The organism is Pantoea sp. sgz302252, assembly GCF_047713085.1.
GTDB lineage: Bacteria > Pseudomonadota > Gammaproteobacteria > Enterobacterales > Enterobacteriaceae > Scandinavium.
In genome coordinates this window covers 181,788-203,091 of sequence record NZ_JBLFJW010000004.1, presented here as the reverse complement: position 1 = coordinate 203,091, position 21,304 = coordinate 181,788, and the positions used below count along the sequence as shown (strand labels likewise).

At 54.0% G+C, this 21,304-nt stretch carries 24 protein-coding genes; 7 read left to right on the top strand and 17 right to left on the bottom strand.

Translation table 11 applies throughout. The annotated features are described in order from the left end of the window. Positions 1 to 32: 32 nt before the first annotated feature. The 7 genes from ACLW56_RS05145 to pth form a co-directional block, all read right to left on the bottom strand. Complete coding sequence (locus tag ACLW56_RS05145) at positions 33 to 980, bottom strand: hypothetical protein (RefSeq protein WP_330982728.1); 948 nt, start codon at positions 978 to 980, stop codon at positions 33 to 35. Positions 981 to 1,039: 59 nt separating this feature from the next. After that, positions 1,040 to 1,537, bottom strand: coding sequence for an SH3 domain-containing protein (locus tag ACLW56_RS05140; protein WP_330982740.1), 498 nt, complete (start codon positions 1,535 to 1,537; stop codon positions 1,040 to 1,042). A gap of 339 nt (positions 1,538 to 1,876) precedes the next feature. Next, the gene (gene gap, locus ACLW56_RS05135; protein ID WP_330982727.1) at positions 1,877 to 2,887 is read right to left on the bottom strand and encodes a type I glyceraldehyde-3-phosphate dehydrogenase; all 1,011 of its coding nucleotides are present in this window, start codon (positions 2,885 to 2,887) and stop codon (positions 1,877 to 1,879) included. A 78-nt stretch (positions 2,888 to 2,965) separates the two neighbouring features. Continuing rightward, positions 2,966 to 3,946 carry a GlxA family transcriptional regulator gene (locus tag ACLW56_RS05130; RefSeq protein WP_330982726.1) on the bottom strand — a complete coding sequence of 327 codons (981 nt, stop codon included), beginning with the start codon at positions 3,944 to 3,946 and terminating at the stop codon, positions 2,966 to 2,968. A 94-nt stretch (positions 3,947 to 4,040) separates the two neighbouring features. Further along, positions 4,041 to 4,286, bottom strand: coding sequence for a DUF2543 family protein (locus ACLW56_RS05125; RefSeq protein ID WP_330982725.1), 246 nt, complete (start codon positions 4,284 to 4,286; stop codon positions 4,041 to 4,043). Positions 4,287 to 4,407: 121 nt separating this feature from the next. Further along, complete coding sequence (gene ychF, locus ACLW56_RS05120) at positions 4,408 to 5,502, bottom strand: redox-regulated ATPase YchF (protein WP_330982724.1); 1,095 nt, start codon at positions 5,500 to 5,502, stop codon at positions 4,408 to 4,410. A 116-nt stretch (positions 5,503 to 5,618) separates the two neighbouring features. After that, positions 5,619 to 6,203 (bottom strand): aminoacyl-tRNA hydrolase, encoded by a 585-nt coding sequence (gene pth, locus ACLW56_RS05115; protein ID WP_330982723.1) that lies wholly within the window; start codon positions 6,201 to 6,203, stop codon positions 5,619 to 5,621. Between the two features lie 272 nt (positions 6,204 to 6,475). Here pth and ychH point away from each other — a divergent pair, with 272 nt between their 5' ends. Continuing rightward, positions 6,476 to 6,751 carry a stress-induced protein YchH gene (ychH, locus tag ACLW56_RS05110; protein WP_330982722.1) on the top strand — a complete coding sequence of 92 codons (276 nt, stop codon included), beginning with the start codon at positions 6,476 to 6,478 and terminating at the stop codon, positions 6,749 to 6,751. 261 nt (positions 6,752 to 7,012) lie between these two features. Here ychH and ACLW56_RS05105 read toward each other — a convergent pair whose 3' ends face one another. The 5 genes from ACLW56_RS05105 to lolB all read right to left on the bottom strand — a co-directional run bounded on the left by ACLW56_RS05105 (position 7,013) and on the right by lolB (position 11,947). After that, positions 7,013 to 7,537 carry a GNAT family N-acetyltransferase gene (locus ACLW56_RS05105; protein ID WP_330982721.1) on the bottom strand — a complete coding sequence of 175 codons (525 nt, stop codon included), beginning with the start codon at positions 7,535 to 7,537 and terminating at the stop codon, positions 7,013 to 7,015. A gap of 37 nt (positions 7,538 to 7,574) precedes the next feature. Continuing rightward, positions 7,575 to 9,278, bottom strand: coding sequence for a C4-dicarboxylic acid transporter DauA (gene dauA / locus ACLW56_RS05100; RefSeq protein WP_330982720.1), 1,704 nt, complete (start codon positions 9,276 to 9,278; stop codon positions 7,575 to 7,577). 112 nt (positions 9,279 to 9,390) lie between these two features. Beyond that, positions 9,391 to 10,338: a ribose-phosphate diphosphokinase gene (prs, locus tag ACLW56_RS05095; RefSeq protein ID WP_097164424.1), complete on the bottom strand. Its 948-nt coding sequence runs from the start codon at positions 10,336 to 10,338 to the stop codon at positions 9,391 to 9,393. Between the two features lie 134 nt (positions 10,339 to 10,472). Beyond that, entirely contained in the window at positions 10,473 to 11,333 is an 861-nt protein-coding gene (gene ispE, locus ACLW56_RS05090; RefSeq protein WP_330982719.1) for a 4-(cytidine 5'-diphospho)-2-C-methyl-D-erythritol kinase, read from the bottom strand. Beyond that, entirely contained in the window at positions 11,330 to 11,947 is a 618-nt protein-coding gene (lolB, locus tag ACLW56_RS05085; RefSeq protein ID WP_330982718.1) for a lipoprotein insertase outer membrane protein LolB, read from the bottom strand. Before lolB ends, ispE begins: the two co-directional genes overlap by 4 nt. A 196-nt stretch (positions 11,948 to 12,143) precedes the next feature. Between lolB and hemA the strand changes: the two genes are divergently transcribed. From hemA to kdsA, 5 genes are all read left to right on the top strand, one after another. Next, entirely contained in the window at positions 12,144 to 13,400 is a 1,257-nt protein-coding gene (hemA, locus tag ACLW56_RS05080; protein WP_330982717.1) for a glutamyl-tRNA reductase, read from the top strand. 42 nt (positions 13,401 to 13,442) lie between these two features. Further along, positions 13,443 to 14,525, top strand: a complete 1,083-nt coding sequence (gene prfA / locus ACLW56_RS05075; RefSeq protein WP_330982716.1) for a peptide chain release factor 1 — start codon at positions 13,443 to 13,445, stop codon at positions 14,523 to 14,525. Continuing rightward, positions 14,525 to 15,361, top strand: coding sequence for a peptide chain release factor N(5)-glutamine methyltransferase (prmC, locus tag ACLW56_RS05070; RefSeq protein ID WP_330982739.1), 837 nt, complete (start codon positions 14,525 to 14,527; stop codon positions 15,359 to 15,361). Before prfA ends, prmC begins: the two co-directional genes overlap by 1 nt. A gap of 78 nt (positions 15,362 to 15,439) precedes the next feature. Continuing rightward, positions 15,440 to 16,249 carry an invasion regulator SirB1 gene (gene sirB1 / locus ACLW56_RS05065; protein WP_330982715.1) on the top strand — a complete coding sequence of 270 codons (810 nt, stop codon included), beginning with the start codon at positions 15,440 to 15,442 and terminating at the stop codon, positions 16,247 to 16,249. Between the two features lie 27 nt (positions 16,250 to 16,276). Continuing rightward, positions 16,277 to 17,131: a 3-deoxy-8-phosphooctulonate synthase gene (gene kdsA / locus ACLW56_RS05060; protein WP_330982714.1), complete on the top strand. Its 855-nt coding sequence runs from the start codon at positions 16,277 to 16,279 to the stop codon at positions 17,129 to 17,131. Between the two features lie 118 nt (positions 17,132 to 17,249). Here the strand turns inward: kdsA and chaA are convergent, their stop codons facing one another. Then, positions 17,250 to 18,350 (bottom strand): sodium-potassium/proton antiporter ChaA, encoded by a 1,101-nt coding sequence (gene chaA, locus ACLW56_RS05055; RefSeq protein WP_330982713.1) that lies wholly within the window; start codon positions 18,348 to 18,350, stop codon positions 17,250 to 17,252. A 400-nt stretch (positions 18,351 to 18,750) separates the two neighbouring features. Here chaA and ACLW56_RS05050 point away from each other — a divergent pair, with 400 nt between their 5' ends. Next, positions 18,751 to 19,431 (top strand): gamma-glutamylcyclotransferase, encoded by a 681-nt coding sequence (locus ACLW56_RS05050; protein WP_330982712.1) that lies wholly within the window; start codon positions 18,751 to 18,753, stop codon positions 19,429 to 19,431. 203 nt (positions 19,432 to 19,634) lie between these two features. On the opposite strand, the gene ACLW56_RS05045 is transcribed toward ACLW56_RS05050, so the two are convergent. The 4 genes from ACLW56_RS05045 to ACLW56_RS05030 form a co-directional block, all read right to left on the bottom strand. Beyond that, complete coding sequence (locus ACLW56_RS05045; RefSeq protein WP_330982711.1) at positions 19,635 to 19,880, bottom strand: DUF1883 domain-containing protein; 246 nt, start codon at positions 19,878 to 19,880, stop codon at positions 19,635 to 19,637. Between the two features lie 188 nt (positions 19,881 to 20,068). Next, entirely contained in the window at positions 20,069 to 20,266 is a 198-nt protein-coding gene (locus ACLW56_RS05040; protein WP_415377569.1) for a hypothetical protein, read from the bottom strand. A gap of 77 nt (positions 20,267 to 20,343) precedes the next feature. Next, positions 20,344 to 20,694, bottom strand: a complete 351-nt coding sequence (locus ACLW56_RS05035; RefSeq protein ID WP_330982710.1) for a DsrE/DsrF/TusD sulfur relay family protein — start codon at positions 20,692 to 20,694, stop codon at positions 20,344 to 20,346. Between the two features lie 51 nt (positions 20,695 to 20,745). Then, positions 20,746 to 21,297, bottom strand: a complete 552-nt coding sequence (locus tag ACLW56_RS05030) for a YbhB/YbcL family Raf kinase inhibitor-like protein (RefSeq protein ID WP_330982709.1) — start codon at positions 21,295 to 21,297, stop codon at positions 20,746 to 20,748. Between the last annotated feature and the right edge of the window lie 7 nt (positions 21,298 to 21,304).

Genomic DNA, 21,304 nt, shown 5'->3' with positions numbered 1-21,304 from the left:
GCTCTTTGCTCAATAAGTGACAAATGTCAGGATCAATTCTGTGTACGCCATGCGCCAACGGCCGGGTCGCGTAGCTGAGTTTGCAGCGAATCCACCAGTTGAAGGGTGAGTGGCGTGTTTGGGGGCAGCCATTTCGCCCAGGCCTTGCGCACCTGATTTAACTGCGTTTGCAGACTGGCTTCATCCATGGCCATTTCACGAGGGACTTTGACGGCGATAGTCCCGCTGGCGGCCCAGGCATTGATTGCCGGTTTGTAAGGCAGGATCATCCAGCTCTGTGGAGCCTGTTCGTTACTGACCACCATACGTTCGTTGTTCAGGGTGGTGATAAGTAAGCTATCGGCGTCGGCATCATCACGCAATCCGCTCACCGGGAAGCCGTGAACAAACGTCATCTGCAGGCGTTTCTCGCCTTCGCTTCCGCTTTGGATAACCTCGCTGCGCCCACTCAGCCAGCCGCCTTTTTCGCACTGGCCTTCAGGGATGAACAGGGCAGAAGCGCCTGAGTTTGCTGTCCAGAACGTACGCAGACGGCAGCCGTCCTGCAACGTAAATTCCTGCCACGGCGTTCTGCTCGCCAGAGGCGATTTTCCGTCATTTTGCGTCTGAGGGATCTCTTCCTCGACCACTGGCGTCGCTTTGACATCCCAATCGTTTTTACGATCGGCGGTACCAAAAGCGAGGGTATTGCCTTGTGGATCTTCCATCCGCCACTGAACCCGTTGCAGTGTCGTACACTGGGTTTCCAGCAAAGCCCCAAGGCGTGGCATAAAGCCGTTCAGTATCGAGGGATTTTGCTCGCCGTTGGCCACTATGCGCAGCGGAAGCTCTTTAGCACACCAGCTCTGCGGCGAGGTGCTTTTGATGTTATCGATCCAGATATCCAGCTTCTGCGAAGGCGACTGTACAAAACGGTAGTTCTCTGCCCATACGGTCGAAGATGCCAGCAGCAACGCCACACCTGAAAGCCAGAGTTTCATAGATTTCCTTTATGCGTTTCTAAAACAGAGAAAACAGAAGCCAGAGAACAGGGACAGAATCAGTTAATAATCCAGGTCCCGCTGTTGGCGTTCTGACAGGCTTTACTGTTGCTATCGACATTCACACAGGTGGCTTTTTTGCTGTTGGCACGACGCGCACGTGGGCGATCTTTCTTCAGCGTTTGCGCATACAGCTCGCTTTTCACCAGTGCGCGAGGGGGAACGTAGCCCAGCAGTTCCTGCTTATCTTCTTCTGCAATCGCCAGCCAGTCGTTTTCAACGCTACCCAGTACAGTATAGGTTTTGCCGTTTTCCAGTTCGCTCAGCACCTTGCCACCAAAGTCCGGCGTATTCATCACTGAACCGGCATACAGTGCGCGATAGCTGGCATTAACGGGGGTAAATTCTTTCGGTACGGCAACAATATAACGGTGTGTCAGCGTCACGCCATTCACCTGGCTGGTGACCAGCGTATCATCCGTCATCTTCGGCGCAGGCGCTTTACAGCCGACCAGCACAGTGATGACCAAAAGAGGCAATACATTTCGCAATTTCATTCTGACTTTCCCTGCAAAGCGGGTGATGCCCAATAGCGGGACGTTGTTGGCACGAAGGGATGACTCAAGGCGTAGACCACGCACGGGGAACTCGTCATCAGGCGAACAACATCATGGACTGCAATTCCACTACAAAGTTAACAAGTGTTTAGCACGGATAGCATGATTTTACATAGGCTGATTAACAATACAATGCTGATTACACGGATATTTTTGGCTGCATCGGTCTGATTTATAAGCAAAGGCGTGCGAAGACAGGGGTTTCTGTCGCGATTGGGAAAGGGGAATACAGCGAGAGAAGCGACTCCCGGAAAGGCCGGGAGTCATTCGTACGGTGAATTAATGCTCTTGTTGTGCCATCAAAAGCGCCAAATCGACCAGCCGATTGGAGAAGCCCCATTCGTTGTCATACCAGGCGAGAATTTTGACCATGTTGCCGCCAATCACTAGCGTAGAGAGGCCGTCGATAATGGAAGAGCGGGGATCGCCCTGATAATCACTGGACACCAGCGGTTCGTCGCTATAGCCCAGAATACCTTTAAGCGGGCCGGATGCCGCCGCCTGACGGAAGGCTTCATTCACTTCTTCGGCAGTGACGTCGCGCTCCAGCGTGACGGTTAAGTCAACAATAGACACCACTGGCACCGGGACACGCAGTGAGTAGCCTGTCAGACGCCCTTCCAGCGCAGGGATAACTTTGCCGAGTGCTTTCGCCGCACCGCTGGAGTAAGGCACGATGGACAGCGCCGCGGCCCTGGCTCCGCGTAAATCTTTTTCCGGCTGGTCATGCAGCGCCTGGCTGTTGGTGTAGGCGTGAGTGGTGTTCATCAGCCCATGCTTAATCCTGAAATGTTGGTGCAGAACTTGTGCCGCAGGCGCCAGGCCGTTGGTGGTGCAACTGCCGTTACTGACGACCGAATGTTTTTGCGGATCGTAAAGCTGATGATTGACGCCCATCACCACCGTTAAATCATCGTTTTTACCCGGTGCCGAGATAATGACGCGTTTAGCGCCACCGCTGTGGATATGCATCGCCGCTTTTTCACGATCGGTGAAGAAACCGGTCGCTTCAATCACGATGTCTACCCCAACATCACGCCATGGAATGTTCGCCGGATCTCGCTCGCTGAATACCTTAATCGGCTGGCCGTCGACAGTCAGTTGACCTTCAGCAGCGGTGACCGTGGCGGGCAACGTGCCGAGCAGCGAGTCGTACTTCAAAAGATGAGCCAGCGTTTTGCTGTCAGTGAGATCGTTGATAGCGACTATCTTGATGTTGGCATTGCCAAAGGCAGCCCGAAGCACGTTGCGTCCGATTCTGCCAAACCCGTTAATACCGACCTTAACCATGTTCAACTCCTTCTCTGATGTCTATAGCGTAACTGTAGGCCCGTGCAGGTTTGGCGTAAACGACAAAAAATGATCACATTACGCCATTTTGCGACAATGGAAGCGCTGGCGATATTCGCCAGGGGTGAGATGAAGTTGTTTTTCAAACAGACGCCGCAGATTAATGCTGCTGCCAAACCCGGTCTGCTCAGCAATACGATCAAGAGTATCGTTGGTTTGCTCAAGCCGCTGTCGGGCAGCCGCAAGGCGCGCTTCAGCGACATAACGTGCCGGGGATGCGCCAGTCTCACGGGTGAAGACGCGGGTAAAATTACGTGGGCTCATCGCCGCTTTTTCAGCGAGGTTTTCAACACAAAGGTCAGTGGTGATATTGGCGAGGATCCACGGCAGCAGTTCGTTAATCGCGCCAGAGCCTGTTGATTGCGTGAGATTGTAGCGGCTGAACTGTAACTGGCCGCCAGGGCGATGCAGAAACATCACCATGTCCTGAGCAACATCACGGGCAAGGCTGAAGCCATAATCTTCTTCCACCAGAGCCAGAGTCAGATCAAACCCAGAACTGACGCCGCCGGACGTCCAGATATGTCCGTCCTGAATGTATAACGGCCCGGCCTCAACCGAGACTTGCGGATACTCATTCTGCAATGTATCCAGCAAGCGCCAGTGGGTTGTGGCCTGCTTACCATTGAGAAGGCCAGCTTGTGCGAGCAGCAGCGCACCGCCGCATACCGAAGCAATGCGGCGAGCATGAGGTGCGGCGAGGTGTAGCCAGTCGACAACCGCAACCGCTTCCTGCTCGTTCTGCCCGCGCCCGGTGATGATGATGGTGTCCAGCGGCTCGCGAGGGTCAAGCTCATGCAGACGATGATCGGCCAACAGGTTAAGACCAGACTGACCATGAATCACCTGGTGGGGCTGTGTGGTGGCGAGTGACACCTGATAACATGGATGCTCAAGCCCATCAGGATGCAGACGGTTAGCCTGCATCAGAATGTCGGCGATGCCCGCGGATTCGAACAGCATTCCGCCATCCGGGACGATAATCAGTATCTTCTTCATGGCATAAAAAGTAGCGGATTGACAGAATAAGTCAATAAGAAGGGCAGGGATGTTGACTGACGTTGAGGCCATACAATGATGGCCTCGGAAGGGACTACTCGTTACCCCAGCGGTTGAGGAACTCGGCGATGTCGTCAATGCGCTGTGCATCAATGCCTGCTTCAACGGCCATCTCCTGCTGCGCTTCTTCGCTGATTTCTTCGTTGTTCATCAGGCGGGTCACTAATAACTGGAAATACAGCGCCAGCGCATCACGCTCGGCGTCCTGTACGGGTTTCGCCGCTTCCGTCGAGTACTCGTCGGCGATGTCATAATATTTCAGTGAAATGTCAGTGTTCATAAAGAGCCTCTGGCGTTATCTCTACGGGAGACAAAGAAAAACCCACGCAATTGCGTGGATTTTATAGGGTTTTTCCGTTGTTATGAGATTCAGCGAAACCTCATGAGACAACAGGTTTTATTTAGACGTTAAACAGGAAGTTCATCACGTCGCCATCTTTGACGATGTAGTCTTTGCCTTCGGCACGCATTTTACCGGCTTCTTTCGCACCTTGTTCACCTTTGTAGGTGATGAAGTCTTCGAAGGCGATAGTCTGGGCGCGGATAAAGCCTTTTTCAAAGTCGGTGTGGATTTTACCTGCGGCCTGCGGGGCCGTTGCGCCGACAGGGATGGTCCATGCGCGAACTTCTTTCACGCCAGCGGTGAAGTAAGTTTGCAGGTTCAGCAGCTCGTAACCTGCGCGGATCACGCGGTTCAGACCGGGTTCTTCCAGACCCAGTTCTGCCATGAACTCATCACGATCTGCGTCATCCAGTTCGGCGATATCGGATTCAACAGCCGCACAAACGGCAACCACGACAGAACCTTCTGCGGCAGCAATTTCGCGCACTTTATCGAGGTACGGGTTGTTCTCAAAACCGTCTTCGTTCACGTTGGCGATGTACATGGTTGGCTTCAGCGTCAGGAAGCTCAGGTATTTGATGGCCGCTTTGTCTTCTTCGGTCAGGTTTTTCAGCGCGCGCAGCATACCGGCGTTTTCCAGCTGCGGCAGGCATTTTTCCAGAGCAGCTTGTTCAGCTTTTGCGTCTTTGTCGCCGCCTTTGGCTTTTTTCTGCACACGGTGTAATGCACGTTCGCAGGTGTCGAGATCCGACAGCGCCAGCTCGGTGTTGATAACATCGATATCATCAGCCGGGTCGACTTTGTTATTCACGTGAATAATGTTGTCATTTTCAAAGCAGCGAACCACGTGGCCAATGGCTTCGGTTTCACGGATGTTGGTCAGGAACTGGTTACCCAGGCCTTCACCTTTGGACGCGCCTTTCACCAGACCGGCGATGTCGACGAATTCCATGGTGGTGGGCAGGATGCGCTGCGGTTTCACGATTTCAGCGAGCTGATCCAGACGCGAATCGGGCATGGGCACCACTCCGGTATTCGGCTCGATAGTACAGAACGGGAAGTTGGCTGCTTCGATGCCCGCTTTGGTGAGCGCGTTGAACAGGGTGGATTTGCCCACGTTAGGCAGACCGACGATACCGCATTTAAATCCCATGATGTAAATCACCTTAATCTTTGATAATCAACCTGTTGCAAGTAACAGATTGCAGAAAAGTAAATAACTTCGCCTATTATACACGGCGGAGGGTAAAATTGCCGCCCGCCGGGGCGTTATTGTGCTTTAAAAGCGTGTAAGCGGTTGGTCGCTTTCGTCAGGCCCTCTTTCAGCCACACTTCCGTGCAGCGGGCCGCTTCGTCTACCGCTTCGTCGATCAGCTTCTGTTCAGAGGCTGGGGGTTTGCCCAGAACAAAGCCGACAACTTTGTTTTTATCGCCTGGATGGCCAATTCCCACGCGTAAACGGTGAAAATTCGGGTTATTGCCAAGCTTACTGATAATGTCTTTTAACCCATTATGACCGCCATGGCCGCCACCGAGTTTAAATTTCGCCACGCCCGGCGGCAGATCCAGTTCATCATGCGCCACCAGAATTTCGTCCGGCGCAATACGGAAGAAGGTTGCCATCGCGGCCACGGATTTCCCGCTGAGGTTCATGAACGTGGTGGGTACCAGCAGACGGACATCTTCGCCATCGACGTTGATACGCGAGGTGTAGCCGAAGAATTTGCTCTCTTCGCGCAGCGGCGCGCGGAAGCGTTCAGCCACCAAATCCACATACCACGCGCCTGCGTTATGGCGAGTCGCGGCATATTCGGCCCCCGGATTGGCGAGGCCGACAATCAGTTTAATCGTCACGTGTTTAGTCCTGAGTGCGTCGATATCTGGCGCGTAGTGTACTGTAATCGCTGCGGTTGACAAAATGCCGTAAGCCAGACGACAGGGAAAATGAATAGTTGCCTAACTGAATAATTAAAATACTTATCGTTCAGGCTGTTATTTGTAAAGTTTTGTTGCTCAGATGTTCATAATTGTGATCACATGCGCACTTAAAGACCAGGGTGTTGTCTATACTTTACACACAAGGACCAGGGGAATTCCCTGTCAACCCAAAGTTCCGGAGGTGACATATGAAACGCAGAAACGCTTCGCGACTCGGCAACGTGCTCATGGGTTTAGGGTTGGTGGTGATGGTTGTCGGCGTCGGTTATTCCATTTTAAACCAGCTTCCACAACTTAACCTGCCGCAGTTTTTCGCCCATGGCGCCGTGTTGAGTATCTTCCTCGGGGCTATCTTGTGGCTTGCAGGTGCACGTGTCAGCGGCCATGAACAGGTCAGCGACCGATACTGGTGGGTGCGTCACTATGACAAGCGCTGTCGCCGGGACAGCCACCGCCATAGCTAAGTCTTAGCAGAACGGCTCCCTTGGGAGCCGTTTCAGATTGCTGACAAAGAAGGAAAAAGCGTGGTTTTTCCTTCTTTGTGGTGAGCAGCCGAAAATCAATGAATTGATTTTCCTTATTTTTTGTTCGGTCGCTAATGACAAAACTGCACTCGTTAGAGGTTTGTCATCAGTCTCAAACGGCTCCCTTGGGAGCCGTTTTCATTGAATGTCATGCCCGGTGGCGGCTAACGCCTTACCGAGCCTACAAACTGCACAAAGTCATCAGGGAGCCGGGCGCGTAAACATGCCGACGGATTTGCTGTGATAGTTCACGTCATGCGCGTACTGAAAACCAGCCTGTTCCGCCAGATGCACCGAGCGCTGGTTTTCTTCGTCGATAATGCAGCACAGCGGCGCTTTCAGCTCACTGTCCGCCCATGCCAGCATCGCGTTCAACGCTTCCTTCGCATAGCCTTTGCCATGCACCTCTGGCGTTAACGCCCAACCCGCTTCTGGTGCGGTGAGGGCGGGTGTCAGATCGCGTTTTGCCTCCTGCAGGCCAAACTGCCCGACATAGCGCCCGGTTTGTTTCTCAATTACCGCCCAGTAGCCGTAGCCGAGCGCCTGCCAGTGGCCGATATAGCGCAGCAGACGGCTCCAGCTGACCTCCGCGCTTTGCGGTTGGCCGCCGATGAATTTCACCACTCCCGGGTTTGCCCAGAAGGACGCTAAATCTTCAAAATCATCCACGGTAAAATGACGCAGTATCAGTCGTTCAGTTTCCAGTCGCGGGGCTTGCGTGAGCATAGTCATCCTTTTTTAGTGCGCTAAAGCCGTCTTTCAGTCAGGCATTATCGCTAATATCCGCCAGCGCTGCATCGCGATTAGGGAAAAATGCGAGCCTGCCAGCAATCGGTTTTACTCCGGCGCGGGCCAGCGTACGTAACGGCTGAAACTCCAGGTTTGACACTCGCAATTCGCAGCCATCAGGCAATTTGCTGACAAACCGCTGAAAGGCTTCCAGACCGCCTGCATCCAGCACCGGCACAGCATCCCACTTCAGCACCACAATGCGTTTGCCCGCGATTTTGCTTTCCAGATCGAGAAACACATTTTCAGCCGCAGCGAAAAAGAGCGGACCGATAACCCGGACCACCAGAACATCATCCGGAACGGAAACGTCCACTGGGGCAAGATGCGTCATTCGCGCGATGCGGCGCATGAATAGCAGCGATGCCAGCACAATCCCCACGCTGATGGCGATGACCATATCGAACAGCACGGTGAGCGACAGACAAATCAGCATCACCATGATGTCATCGACCGGGGCACGACGCAGCAGATGTACAACTTTGTGCGCCTCGCTCATGTTCCAGGCTACCATCAGCAACAAAGCCGCCATGGCGGAAAGCGGCAGCCATGACAGCAACGGCGCAAGCACCAGCAGCGCCATAATCACCAGTATCGCGTGGATAACCGCTGCGACAGGCGACGTTGCACCTGCACGCACGTTTGCTGCTGAGCGGGCTATCGCTGCAGTGGCAGTAATGCCGCCGAAGAACGGTGCGATCATATTGCCAAGACCCTGGCCGATCAGCTCATTGTTCGCTTTATGGCGCGTGCCCGTCATGCCATCCAGAACAACCGCGCAGAGTAATGATTCGATCGCGCCGAGCATCGCCATGGAGAAAGCGGCGGGAAGCAAAGCCTGCAGCGAGGCCCAGCTCAGTTCGAAACTCGACTCCGGCATGTTCCATGGCAACACCAGTTGTGGCAGCAATTGCGGAATGCCATTGCCCTGCGTGCCATCACTGAGCACATAGTGAAACTGCGAGCCGATAGTCGCGACGTGTCCGCCCAGTAAATTCACAATGCCCATCATCGCGCAACCTGCGAGCAGCGCCGGTAAATGGCCGGGCAGGCGAATCCCCAGCCGTGGCCAGAAGATCAGGATGCCGAGCGTCACGATGCCGATGGCTGTATCACCCGGATTAATGGTCGGCAGCGCCATGACCAACGCCCCCACTTTCTGCCAGTAGTGTTCTGGCATATGCGGCAATTGCAGACCAAGAAAGTCTTTAATCTGCATGGTGGCAATCGTGATCCCAATCCCGGAGGTGAAGCCGAGCGTGACTGAGACGGGAATGTATTCGATAAGGCGTCCAAAACGCGCAAGACCGAAGAGCACCAGGAACAAACCTGAAAGCAGTGTCGCCATCAGCAGCCCGGCAAGCCCGAACTGCTGAGAAACCGGATAAAGGATCACCACAAACGCGGCAGTAGGGCCGGAGACGCTGTAACGCGAGCCGCCAGCGAGGGCGATAACTATCCCGGCTACTGCGGAAGTATAAAGGCCGTATTGAGGGGCAACGCCGCTGCCAATTGCCAGAGCCATCGCCAGGGGAATGGCAATGATCCCGACGGTTATCCCGGCGATAAGATCGCGAGTAAAGCGGCTAGCGGTGTACTTTTCTTTCCAGCAGGCGTCGATGAGGGCGCGAAACGGTAAGATATCTGCGAGTGTGGCTTTGTTCACAGGGGTCTTCATCCATGAGCGCATCATTTGCTTTGTTGATAGCAAACGAAGGAGGCATTAGTAATATAAATAGTTGGTAAGAAACAAAAAAACCCGCCGCAGCGGGTTTTTATACCGTGCTCGATTAATGCTCGAACATAGCAGAGATGGATTCTTCGTTGCTGATACGACGAATCGCTTCCGCCAGCATGCCTGACAGAGTCAGGGTACGGACGTTTGGCAGCGCTTTAATTTCATCAGACAGTGGGATGGTATCGCAGACGATAACTTCGTCGATCACGGAGTTACGCAGGTTACTTGCCGCATTGCCAGAGAAGATGGGGTGAGTCGCGTAAGCAAACACGCGTTTCGCACCACGCTCTTTCAGCGCTTCGGCGGCTTTGCACAGAGTGCCGCCGGTGTCGATCATGTCATCAACCAGCACGCAGTCACGACCCGCTACGTCACCGATGATGTGCATCACCTGAGAAACGTTAGCGCGTGGACGACGCTTGTCGATGATAGCCATGTCGGTGTCATTCAAAAGCTTAGCGATAGCACGTGCACGTACTACGCCACCGATGTCCGGAGAAACCACAATCGGGTTTTCCAGTTTCAGTTGCAGCATATCTTCCAGCAGGATTGGGCTGCCGAAGACGTTGTCTACGGGTACATCGAAGAAGCCCTGAATCTGTTCAGCATGCAGGTCAACGGTCAGTACGCGGTCAACGCCGACGCTGGACAGGAAGTCCGCGACAACTTTGGCAGTGATTGGCACACGAGCAGAACGCACACGGCGGTCCTGACGGGCATAGCCAAAGTAAGGGATTACGGCGGTGATACGGCCTGCGGAAGCACGGCGCAGAGCATCGACCATAACAACCAATTCCATCAGGTTGTCGTTCGTTGGGGCACAAGTGGACTGGATGATGAAAATATCACCACCGCGTACGTTTTCGTTGATTTGTACGCTGACTTCGCCGTCGCTAAAACGACCTACAGCGGCGTCGCCAAGAGAAGTGTACAGGCGGTTGGCAATACGTTGTGCTAGTTCCGGGGTAGCGTTACCAGCAAAAAGCTTCATATCAGGCACGAGAAGAACCTCAGGCATGCGTCCAGTGGTGGATGAATGGGCCAAAAACTGTGCGGGCCAGGCGCATTTCATCCAGGCGGTGTATTAAAGAGCACGATGCAACGTCTGGAACGGGGTGACGTTGTCACCGAAACTCAGTCTGCCCCTTCTAAAGCCTGCATTAACGGTGAGGTGTTTACACCGCGGGCGATAAAGCCCTGCAGCCATTCCGGGGCTTGCTCAAGCACCTGGCGGGCAGCGGATTCGGTGTCAAATTCAGCAAACACACAGGCCCCTGTGCCAGTCAGGCGCGACGGGGCGTATTCTAACAGCCAGGAAAGCGCCGCATCAACCTTACGAAATCGTTTTCTTGCGATAACCTCGCAATCGTTGCTGAATTCACAGTTTAGTAACGTTTCAATTGGCCTGTGCGGTGAATTTCTGGGCAGTTCAGGATCTTTGAAAATCACCGGCGTCGGGATGCTCACGCCAGGATGGGCCACCAGGTACCATTTTTCAGGCACGGTGACCGGCGTCAGGACTTCACCCACGCCTTCTGCAAAGGCGGCATGCCCACGAACAAAGACAGGCACATCTGCGCCGAGCATCAGGCCAATGGTAGCCAGTTCATCGACGGACAGGCCGCAGCGCCACAGATGATTCAGTGCCACAAGCACAGTTGCCGCGTTGGATGACCCCCCGCCGAGACCACCGCCCATCGGCAAGCGCTTGTCGATACGGATATCCGCACCAGCGCCGTTGGCCAGACGGCCAGTGTCGCTCGCTGCTTTCATCAGCAATCGGGCTGCACGCACGATCAGATTTTCTTCAGCTGGCACGCCCTCAACAGGCGTCAGAAGGCGCAACTCGCCGTCATTTCGGACGTCGATAGTTATCGTGTCGCCGTAATCAAGAAACTGAAACAGCGTCTGCAACGTGTGATAACCATCGGCGCGCTGACCGGTGATGTAGAGAAAAAGATTCAGCTTTGCCGGGGAAGGCCAACGGGTACTCATTTGACTATCCAGCTATCCATTTTGAGTTTGATGCGCTCGCTGCCCTGGGTCAGTTCCATGTTGGAGGGCAGGGAAGGTTTGCTGTTACTGTCATAGCCGCTGTACACCACTTTCCAGGTTTTGCCGTCCTGGGTGTAGTTCAGTTCGCTCAGACGAGCCTGGTCATCCAGTTTGTAATCGGTGGCATCGCCCGGAAGCCCCAGGATCCACTGACGCAGGCTGTTCAACGGAATCGGCATGCCGGTGAGTTTGCCAATCATCTCTTCGGCATCCGTAGAGGTGTAAGATTTTCCTTTGTTGTCGATGAGCGTCACGCTGCCAGGCTGTGCGGTCAGCGACAATTCGGTACTGCCCAGCGGGTTGGTCAGCAGCAGGCGATAGTTATCTTTGCCGGTCTGCTGCCAGAAGAAGCGGGCATAGACTTTCTGGTCATCAGACAGGAAAGCAAACGCACCGCGAGTTTGATACTGGTTGAGCTGACGCACTTCCTGCTGATGCTGCTGCCACTGAGGGGAGTCCGGGCTTTTGCCTGGGCCTTTAGGCGCGTTGAGGGTACAGGCGGTCAGGACCAGCGCAGCCAGCGGCATCAGGCGCATTACACGGGTTAAGCTCATCGAAAAATCCTTGATAGACGTTGCAGTTATAACCCTCAATGCTAGCGCCGCACGCGGGCAGCGTCTACGTTCAAGTTGTCCCAAATCATGATATTACCGATTACTCCGAAAGGGGGCCGTCTCTTTTATTGACCTTGCGCATCCTGTATGATGCGCTCAGACTAACCTTATCAACGCTGGTACTACTCCTGCATTCATGACGCTCCTGGCACTAGGCATTAACCATAAAACTGCTCCGGTCGCGCTGCGAGAACGTGTTTCGTTTTCGCCGGATACGCTCGACCAGGCGCTGGAAAGCCTGCTTTCCCAGCCGATGGTGCAGGGCGGTGTGGTGCTGTCGACGTGTAACCGTACCGAGCTTTATCTCAGCGTTGAAGAACAAGAGAATTTGCAGGAATCCCTGATTCGCTGGTTGTGTGATTATCATCAGCTCAACGAAGAAGACCTGCGTAAAAGCCTTTACTGGCATCAGGACGACGATGCGGTCAGCCATTTGATGCGTGTCGCCAGCGGCCTGGATTCCCTGATCCTGGGCGAGCCGCAAATCCTTGGGCAGGTGAAAAAAGCCTTTGCCGATTCCAGCCGCGGCCATCTCAACGTCAGCGAGCTGGAGCGTATGTTCCAGAAATCCTTCTCTGTGGCAAAACGCGTACGCACGGAAACCGATATCGGTGCCAGTGCAGTGTCTGTCGCATTTGCGGCCTGTACGTTGGCCCGACAAATCTTTGAGTCGCTCTCTTCCGTCACCGTGTTGCTGGTGGGCGCAGGCGAGACTATCGAACTGGTCGCCCGTCATTTGCGTGAACATCGCGTTAAAAAAATGCTGATTGCCAACCGTACCCGCGAACGCGCCCAGGTGCTGGCGGACGAAGTGGGTGCCGAGGTCATTGCGCTAAGCGATGTTGATGAACGCCTGAAAGAGGCGGATATCATCATCAGTTCCACCGCCAGCCCGTTGCCGATTATCGGCAAAGGCATGGTTGAACGAGCCCTGAAAGCACGCCGTAATCAGCCGATGCTGCTGGTGGATATCGCCGTACCGCGTGATGTCGAACCGGAAGTGGGCAAATTAGCCAACGCTTATCTCTACAGCGTGGACGACCTGCAAAACATCATTCAGCACAACCTGGCGCAGCGCAAAGCGGCCGCTCAGCAGGCTGAAACGATTGTCGAACAGGAAGCCAGCGAGTTTATGGCCTGGCTGCGGGCGCAAAGCGTCAGCGAGACCATTCGTGAATACCGTTCGCAGGCGGACGTTGTGCGTGAAGAACTCACTGCCCGCGCGCTGGCTGCGTTACAACAAGGCGGCGACGCCGAAGCCATTATGCAGGATCTGGCGCGTAAGCTGACCAATCGCCTGATCCACGCTCCAACCAAATCACTTCAACAGGCTGCCCGTGACGGGGATGACGAACGCCTGAATATTCTGCGCGACAGCCTCGGGCTGGAGTAGCGCTGCTCTCTCAAATACTCATTACAGGGTGAATTTACGCCTATGAAGCCGTCTATTGTTGCCAAACTGGAAGCGCTGCACGAGCGCCATGAAGAAGTTCAGGCTCTGCTGGGGGATGCCAGCACGATTGCCGACCAGGAGCGTTTTCGTGCACTTTCAAAGGAATACGCACAGCTTAGCGACGTCGCCAAATGTTTTACCGACTGGCAGCAGGTGCAGGAAGATATTGAAACGGCACAGATGATGCTCGACGATCCTGAAATGCGCGAAATGGCGCAGGAAGAGTTACAGGAAGCCAAAACCAAAGGCGAGCAGCTTGAGCAGGACTTGCAGGTGCTGTTGCTGCCAAAAGATCCGGATGACGAGCGCAACGCGTTTGTGGAAGTGCGTGCGGGAACCGGCGGCGATGAAGCTGCGTTGTTTGCCGGTGATTTATTCCGCATGTACAGCCGTTATGCTGAATCACGCCGCTGGCGCGTGGAAATCATGAGCGCCAATGAAGGTGAACATGGTGGATTCAAAGAAGTTATCGCCAAGATTAGCGGCGAGGGCGTTTATGGTCGGCTGAAATTCGAGTCCGGTGGTCATCGCGTACAGCGCGTGCCAGCCACTGAATCTCAGGGGCGTATTCATACTTCCGCCTGTACGGTTGCGGTGATGCCTGAACTGCCTGAAGCGGAAATGCCGGATATCAATCCTGCGGATCTGCGTATTGATACTTTCCGCTCCTCTGGTGCGGGCGGTCAGCACGTTAACACCACCGATTCCGCGATCCGTATTACTCACTTGCCGACCGGTATTGTCGTTGAGTGTCAGGACGAGCGTTCCCAGCACAAGAACAAAGCCAAAGCGCTCTCCGTGCTGGGCGCGCGTATTCGTGCTGCCGAAGTGGCAAAACGCCAGCAGGCTGAAGCCTCTGAACGCCGTAACCTGCTGGGAAGCGGTGACCGAAGCGACCGTAATCGCACCTATAACTTCCCGCAAGGACGTGTGACCGACCACCGCATTAACCTGACGCTTTACCGTCTGGACGAAGTGATGGAAGGCAAACTCGACATGCTCATTGAACCGATTGTCCAGGAATACCAGGCCGATCAGCTGGCGGCGCTGTCCGATCAGGAATGATGACCTTTAAACAGTGGTTAACGCAGGCCATCGGTCGGCTGGCAGAAAGTGAAAGTCCGCGCCGTGACGCGGAGATTTTGCTTGGGCACGTCACCGGGAAATCTCGTACTTTTATTCTCGCGTTTGATGAAACAGCATTAACGCAGGAACAGAGCGACGCGCTGGAAGCTTTGCTGGCCCGCCGGGTGAACGGTGAGCCGGTGGCGCATTTAGTCGGCATGCGAGAGTTCTGGTCATTACCGCTGTTTGTCTCGCCTGCCACGCTCATTCCGCGACCGGACACCGAGTGTCTGGTGGAACAGGCGTTAGCCAGAATGCCAACTGAACCTTGTTCGGTGCTTGATTTGGGCACAGGAACAGGGGCGATTGCGTTGGCGCTGGCCAGTGAGCGGCCAGATTGTGCCGTCACAGCAGTGGATTTTGTTCCTGCAGCGGTTGAACTGGCCACGTGCAATGCCATAAACCTGGCGCTCCGCAACGTGACTGTCATTCAAAGTAACTGGTTCAGTGCGCTTGAAGGGCAGACATTCAGCATGATTGTCAGCAATCCGCCTTACATTGATGAACAAGACCCTCATCTTGCACAAGGCGACGTGCGCTTCGAGCCAAAAACCGCACTGGTGGCGGCAGAAGCAGGGCTTGCGGACCTGGCGTTGATTATCCGTGAAGGGCGTCAACACCTTACGCCAGGCGGCTGGATGCTGCTTGAACATGGCTGGAAGCAGGGTGAAGACGTGCGGGATCTGTTTTTAAACGCAGGTTACGAGCAAGTGGAAACTTGCCGTGACTATGGTGGCAACGAGCGGTTGACGCTAGGAAGACGTAGTGCTGACTGAGAGCGCGTTTAGCGTTATTATTAGCATCATTTTGAAGTTATCTGGCTGCCTGTTGGCAGCCCGCAGTTGGGGTAGGTGATGAGGTCATTAGCGGATTTTGAATTTAACAACGCGCCTTTGTGCGACGGAATGATCCTCATTTCTGAACTGATCCGTGATGATTTCCAGGCCCAGTATGTCATCGACGAACTGGAGCAGTTAGTCAGCCTGGCGCAGGAAGAAATCAGTCCTTCCTGGACTGATACTCGTCAGGTTGAACGCTTAATCGAGCTGTTCTATGGCGAATGGGGCTTTGGTGCCTCTCACGGTATTTATCGTTTGTCAGATGCGCTTTGGCTCGACAAAGTGCTGAAAAATCGTGAGGGCAGTGCGGTGTCTCTCGGCGCAATTATGCTGTGGGTAGCACGTCGTCTGTCGATACCGATGATGCCCGTTATTTTTCCGACGCAGTTACTGCTGCGTGCCGATGTGGAAACCGGGGAAATGTGGTTTATCAACCCGTTTACCGGCGACACGCTGGACGAACACACGCTTGAAGTGTGGCTGAAGGGCAACATCAGCCCGCTGGCAGAACTGTTTAATGAAGACCTGGATGAGGCGGATAACTCAGAGGTTATTCGCAAGCTGCTGGACACGCTGAAGTCTGCATTGATGGAAGAGCGCCAGATGGAGCTCGCCCTGCGCGTCAGCGAAGCGCTGCTGCAGTTTAATCCGGAAGATCCTTATGAAATTCGCGATCGCGGCCTGATTTATGCCCAGCTTGAGTGCGAGCACGTGGCGCTGACCGACCTGAGCTATTTTGTCGAGCAGTGCCCGGAAGATCCGATCAGCGAAATTATTCGCGCGCAAATCAACAACATCGCGCACAAACAGATTACTTTGCATTAATCGATTACCTCCTGATAAGGCGATTTTATGAAACAAAAAGTGGTTAGCATTGGCGATATCAAAGTAGCAAACGACCTGCCGTTCGTGCTGTTTGGCGGAATGAACGTGCTGGAGTCCCGCGATCTTGCAATGCGCATTTGTGAACACTACGTCACCGTGACGCAGAAACTGGGCATCCCGTACGTGTTCAAAGCCTCTTTTGACAAAGCCAACCGTTCTTCCATCAAGTCCTACCGTGGGCCGGGTCTGGAAGAAGGGATGAAGATTTTCCAGGAGCTGAAACAAGCCTTCGGCGTGAAAATCATCACTGACGTTCACGAAGCCTCTCAGGCACAGCCTGTTGCTGAAGTGGTTGACGTTATCCAACTGCCTGCCTTCCTGGCACGTCAGACTGACCTGGTGGAAGCGATGGCGAAAACCGGTGCGGTCATTAACGTGAAAAAACCGCAGTTCGTAAGCCCAGGCCAGATGGGAAACATCGTTGATAAGTTCGCTGAAGGCGGCAACGATAAAGTGATTCTGTGTGACCGTGGTACGCAGTTTGGCTACGACAACCTCGTGGTCGACATGCTGGGCTTCAGCGTCATGAAAGCGGTGTCCGGCAACTCCCCGGTTATTTTCGACGTGACTCACGCACTGCAGTGCCGCGACCCGTTCGGTGCGGCGTCCAGCGGTCGTCGTGCTCAGGTAACTGAGCTGGCACGTGCGGGTATGGCAACCGGTATCGCAGGTCTGTTTATCGAAGCCCACCCGGATCCAGAGCACGCGAAATGCGACGGCCCATCCGCGCTGCCGCTGGCTAAGCTGGAACCGTTCCTGAAACAGATCAAAGCGATTGACGATCTGGTGAAGAACTTCGATGAGCTGGATACCAGCAATTAATCACTGTTGGATAATAAAAAAACTCGCTGCGGCGAGTTTTTTTATGGGTAATGCCCGGCGTCACTACGTTTGCCGGGCCTACGCGTAGGCCGGGTAAGCATCGCGCCACCCGGCGTTATCAGGCAAATATCGTCATCAGATAAGCCGCAAACAGTGCCAGATGCGCGGCACCATTCAGCACATTGGTGCGTCCTGTGGAGAACGAGATGTGGCACAACACCAGGGAAGCCACCATCACGATCATTTCTGGCGCGCCGAGGGCGAAGTGCAGGTCATTGCCCGTTGCGAAGGCAATCAGCGTAACGACGGGCACCGTCAATGAAATGGTGGCGAGCACAGACCCAAAGAACAGGTTCATGGCACGCTGTACCTGATTACTCAACACCGCCTTCAATGCCCCTAACCCTTCCGGTGACAAAATCAACAGCGCGACCAGGAAACCGGTGAAAGCGACAGGCGCATTCATGCTGGTGAGCAGTGTCTCAAGTGGATTCGCATTCATTTTGGTGACCGCGATAACGGCAATCAGATGAACGATCAGCCAGACGGTGTGCCACAGGCTGCTGTGCGCGGACGGCTTGCCGTGATGCGGGTCGTCGTCGTCGGCTTCGTCTTCATGTTCGTACACGAACAGGCTCTGGTGCGTTTTGGTCTGAATCAACAGGAACACGCCGTACATCGCCGCGGAAATCAGTGCGACCAGCAACGCCTGCCCGGTTGAGAAGTTTGCGCCCGGTAAGGCCATGGGGAATACCAGAACAATAATCGCCAACGGGAAGAGGGCAATCATATACTGCTTCAGACCGAATAAATTCATGTACTGCGTGGCAAACTTCTGGCCGCCCAACAGCAGCGAGAAGCCCACCAGGCCACCCGTCACAATCATAATGATTGAATAAAGCGTGTCTCGCATCAGGGTTGGTGCGGCATCGCCGGTCGCCATTAATGCAGAAATCAGGCTTACTTCAAGAATGACCACTGAAAGGCTTAAAATCAACGAGCCATACGGTTCGCCGAGGCGGTGGGCCAGCACGTCTGCATGGCGAACCACGCTAAATGCGCTGCTCAAAATACCGATTAACGCCAGAATATTGATGCCAATAACCACTGGCAGGGACTGGTTGTGACCAAAAAAAGCCAGCACCGCCAGTGCGACCAGCGGGAAAATAAGGGTTGTCTCCTTGTGGCGGGTCTTCACCGCCTCTTGCGCATGTGTCATGAACCATCTCCATTTCAGCAGGTTTTATAATTATAGATAACATAAGGCAATAAAATAACAGACCCGGGACTCATCTTAGCGTTGTTTTACCAAAATTTACCTCAATCATGGGAAAACGAAATAAGGCAGTTATAAAACTGAGTTATGTTTAATTTCAGTTTAAATAACAGTATATTGAAGTCATATTAAGTTCATTTATCTGTTCTTGATGCGTGAGGCATCCTCGTAAAGGCGTGGCGGTATACCGCCACTTGCTGGAACTATTTGTGCTTTATTGACGCTCTGTTGTCTTGCAAGCGGCCCGTACTTTGCATATTGTCTGAAGAAGCTGGATACTATTTCAGCAATTTTACAGGGATAGTAGTCGTCGCAGGGAAGTGTGCAGTGGCGGAGGTTAAAAGTGTTAACGCGTGATTTCTTGCTGAAAGCCGATTGCAAAACGGCCTTTGGTGCAATCGAGGAATCGCTACTCTGGTCGCCAGAACAACGTGCCGCGTCGCTTGCCGCCACGTTAGCCTGCGGTCCGGATGATGGCCCGGTATGGATTTTTGGTTATGGTTCGCTGATGTGGAACCCGGCGCTGGATTACAGTGAATCCTGCACGGGAACGCTGGTCGGCTGGCACCGTGCCTTCTGTTTACGCCTGACGGCAGGGCGTGGTAGCGCCTGTCAGCCAGGCCGAATGCTTGCCCTGAAAGAGGGTGGGCGCACCACAGGTGTGGCCTATCGCCTGCGTGATTGTGCGCTGGAAGAGGAGCTTACGCTGCTCTGGAAGCGGGAAATGATCACCGGCTGCTATCTGCCGACCTGGTGTAAGCTCGAGCTCGATGATGGACGTACAGTCAACGCGCTGGTGTTCATTATGGACCCCAGACATCCGCTGTATGAATCTGACACCAGCGTGCAGGTCATCGCCCCGCTCATTGCCTCGGCCAGCGGCCCGCTCGGCACCAACGCTCAGTATCTTTTCTCGCTCGAACAGGAACTGACAAAGCTGGGTATGCAGGATGAGTGTTTGGATGAACTGGTGAATAATGTGAGGCATTTGCTGGGTGGGGAAAACCTGCCGAGGATTGCGTAACAAAAAAGAGAACGCCCGGAGTTTCCGGGCTTTGAGAGTGATGACAAACCTCTAACGAATGAAGATTTGTCATAGGGTGCCTAATAAGAAACAAGGAAAATCAATTTATTGATTTTCGGCTGCTCACCACAAAGAAGGAAAAACCACGCTTTTTCCTTCTTTGTCAGCAGTCTGAAAGCCCGGAGTTTCCGGGCTTTGACGTTTCAGGCGGGCACGTAGCTTATCGAGTGCTCCAGAGACTGGCTGTGACTGTCGATGAGCACATTCCATGTCCCGCTGTACGGCACGGTAAGATAGGCATCTTCCCGGTTTTGCACGCTGAGGATATCGGTCTGAACATCCGTCACTTGCTTTTTAGCGCTCATCAGGTGAATGTGACAGCGCTCCGAACACCTTACCACCACGGTATCTCCGCCAAATAATGTCAAACTTGCTTTTACCATCGCCATTTTTTACCCCGTCGCCATCCGTCAACGCTCTCCCTGCCGAGAACTCCTGCGTGTGATGTTGTTCACAAATCACTCATGGCATAACACCAAAGCAGGGGCGTGCTGATGCTGATTTTGATCAAAAAATGCCGTAACGATTCAACAAAAATGACATTATTCCTGAAACCATTCAGCTTGCATGACGTTTGTCAGCCAAACCTGCGCCAGGGGCAGATTAAATGCGGAAATGGCCCGCAGTAGTAGCAAGGTCGCCCGCCTGACTCTGCAACGCGCCCGCCGCTGCGGCGGAATTCAGCATTCTGCTGTACCATCCGGTTGAGATGAATCACGGCGTGGTTAATCTCCTGGATGCCCTGCATCTGCTCGCTGCTGGCAAAGTTACGCACCTCACCGGCAACACAACGAGGAACTTGATGCTGGAAGCGGGGCTATAAGAAAAAACACTTTATCAGCGCTTTTTGACTCAAAACGTTAATACTTTGTCCGCCGCGAGCGTCCACTGAGCGAGCTCAATCAGCGTGCCAATTTCCACGCCATCCGCCAGCGGGAGGCTGCTTATTCCTCTGCCATCGGCGCAGGTTTTACACAGTTTTACTGGAACGTTTTGCGCGGTAAGAATTTCCAGCATTTGCTGGATGTTGTAGCCCTCAGCTGGCTTTTGGCCTTTCAGCCCAGCGGTCACCGCATCGGACATCAGAAACAGTTTCAACGCCAACGGGCCTTGTTCACGCAGAGCAATCGCCAAACGTAAACTGTTAAATAAGGACTCGCTGCCGTAGGCCGCACCGTTAGCGATAATCACGATCTTCTGCATAGTCACTCCATAGAAATAGCTTTGACAACAGGATGTTACTGCGTTCTCTCGCTACTGTCCAAAGCGACCAATTAAACCTGCGGCAGCAAGCTGATGCCCCTTGAGCTTCTCAAACAACGCTTCGCGTGTCAGCCCGGCAGGCAAGGTGGGCGCTAAATCGGTGGCAATTAACGTGAAGGTATAGTGATGCGCTCCGCTGCCGGGCGGCGGGCAGGGGCCATACCAACTGTTTGTGCCCGGCGTGTTTTTGCCTCCGGTAAAGCCATTAGGCGATTTCAGCGCGTCGGGCGCAAAACCCGTGGCAGACGGTGGAATGTTATAGGCCACCAGGTGCGTGACACCAAGACCCTTCCGGCCTTCGGGATCGTGAACGATAAGCGCAAGGCTTTGGGTTTGCGGCGGAATGTTGCTCCACACCAAAGGCGGCGAATTATTCTTGCCGGTGCAGTTGGCATTTTTCGGGTCATTACCGGCAAATTTCTGGTCAAGAAGCGCGTTGTCGGCAAAAGCGGGGGATTGCAGAATAAACAAATCGCTGGCGTGAACCACGCCGGAACTGAACAGCAGGGCACTGCAAAGAGCGAAACGAAGCGGCGGGCTCATAAGCGCA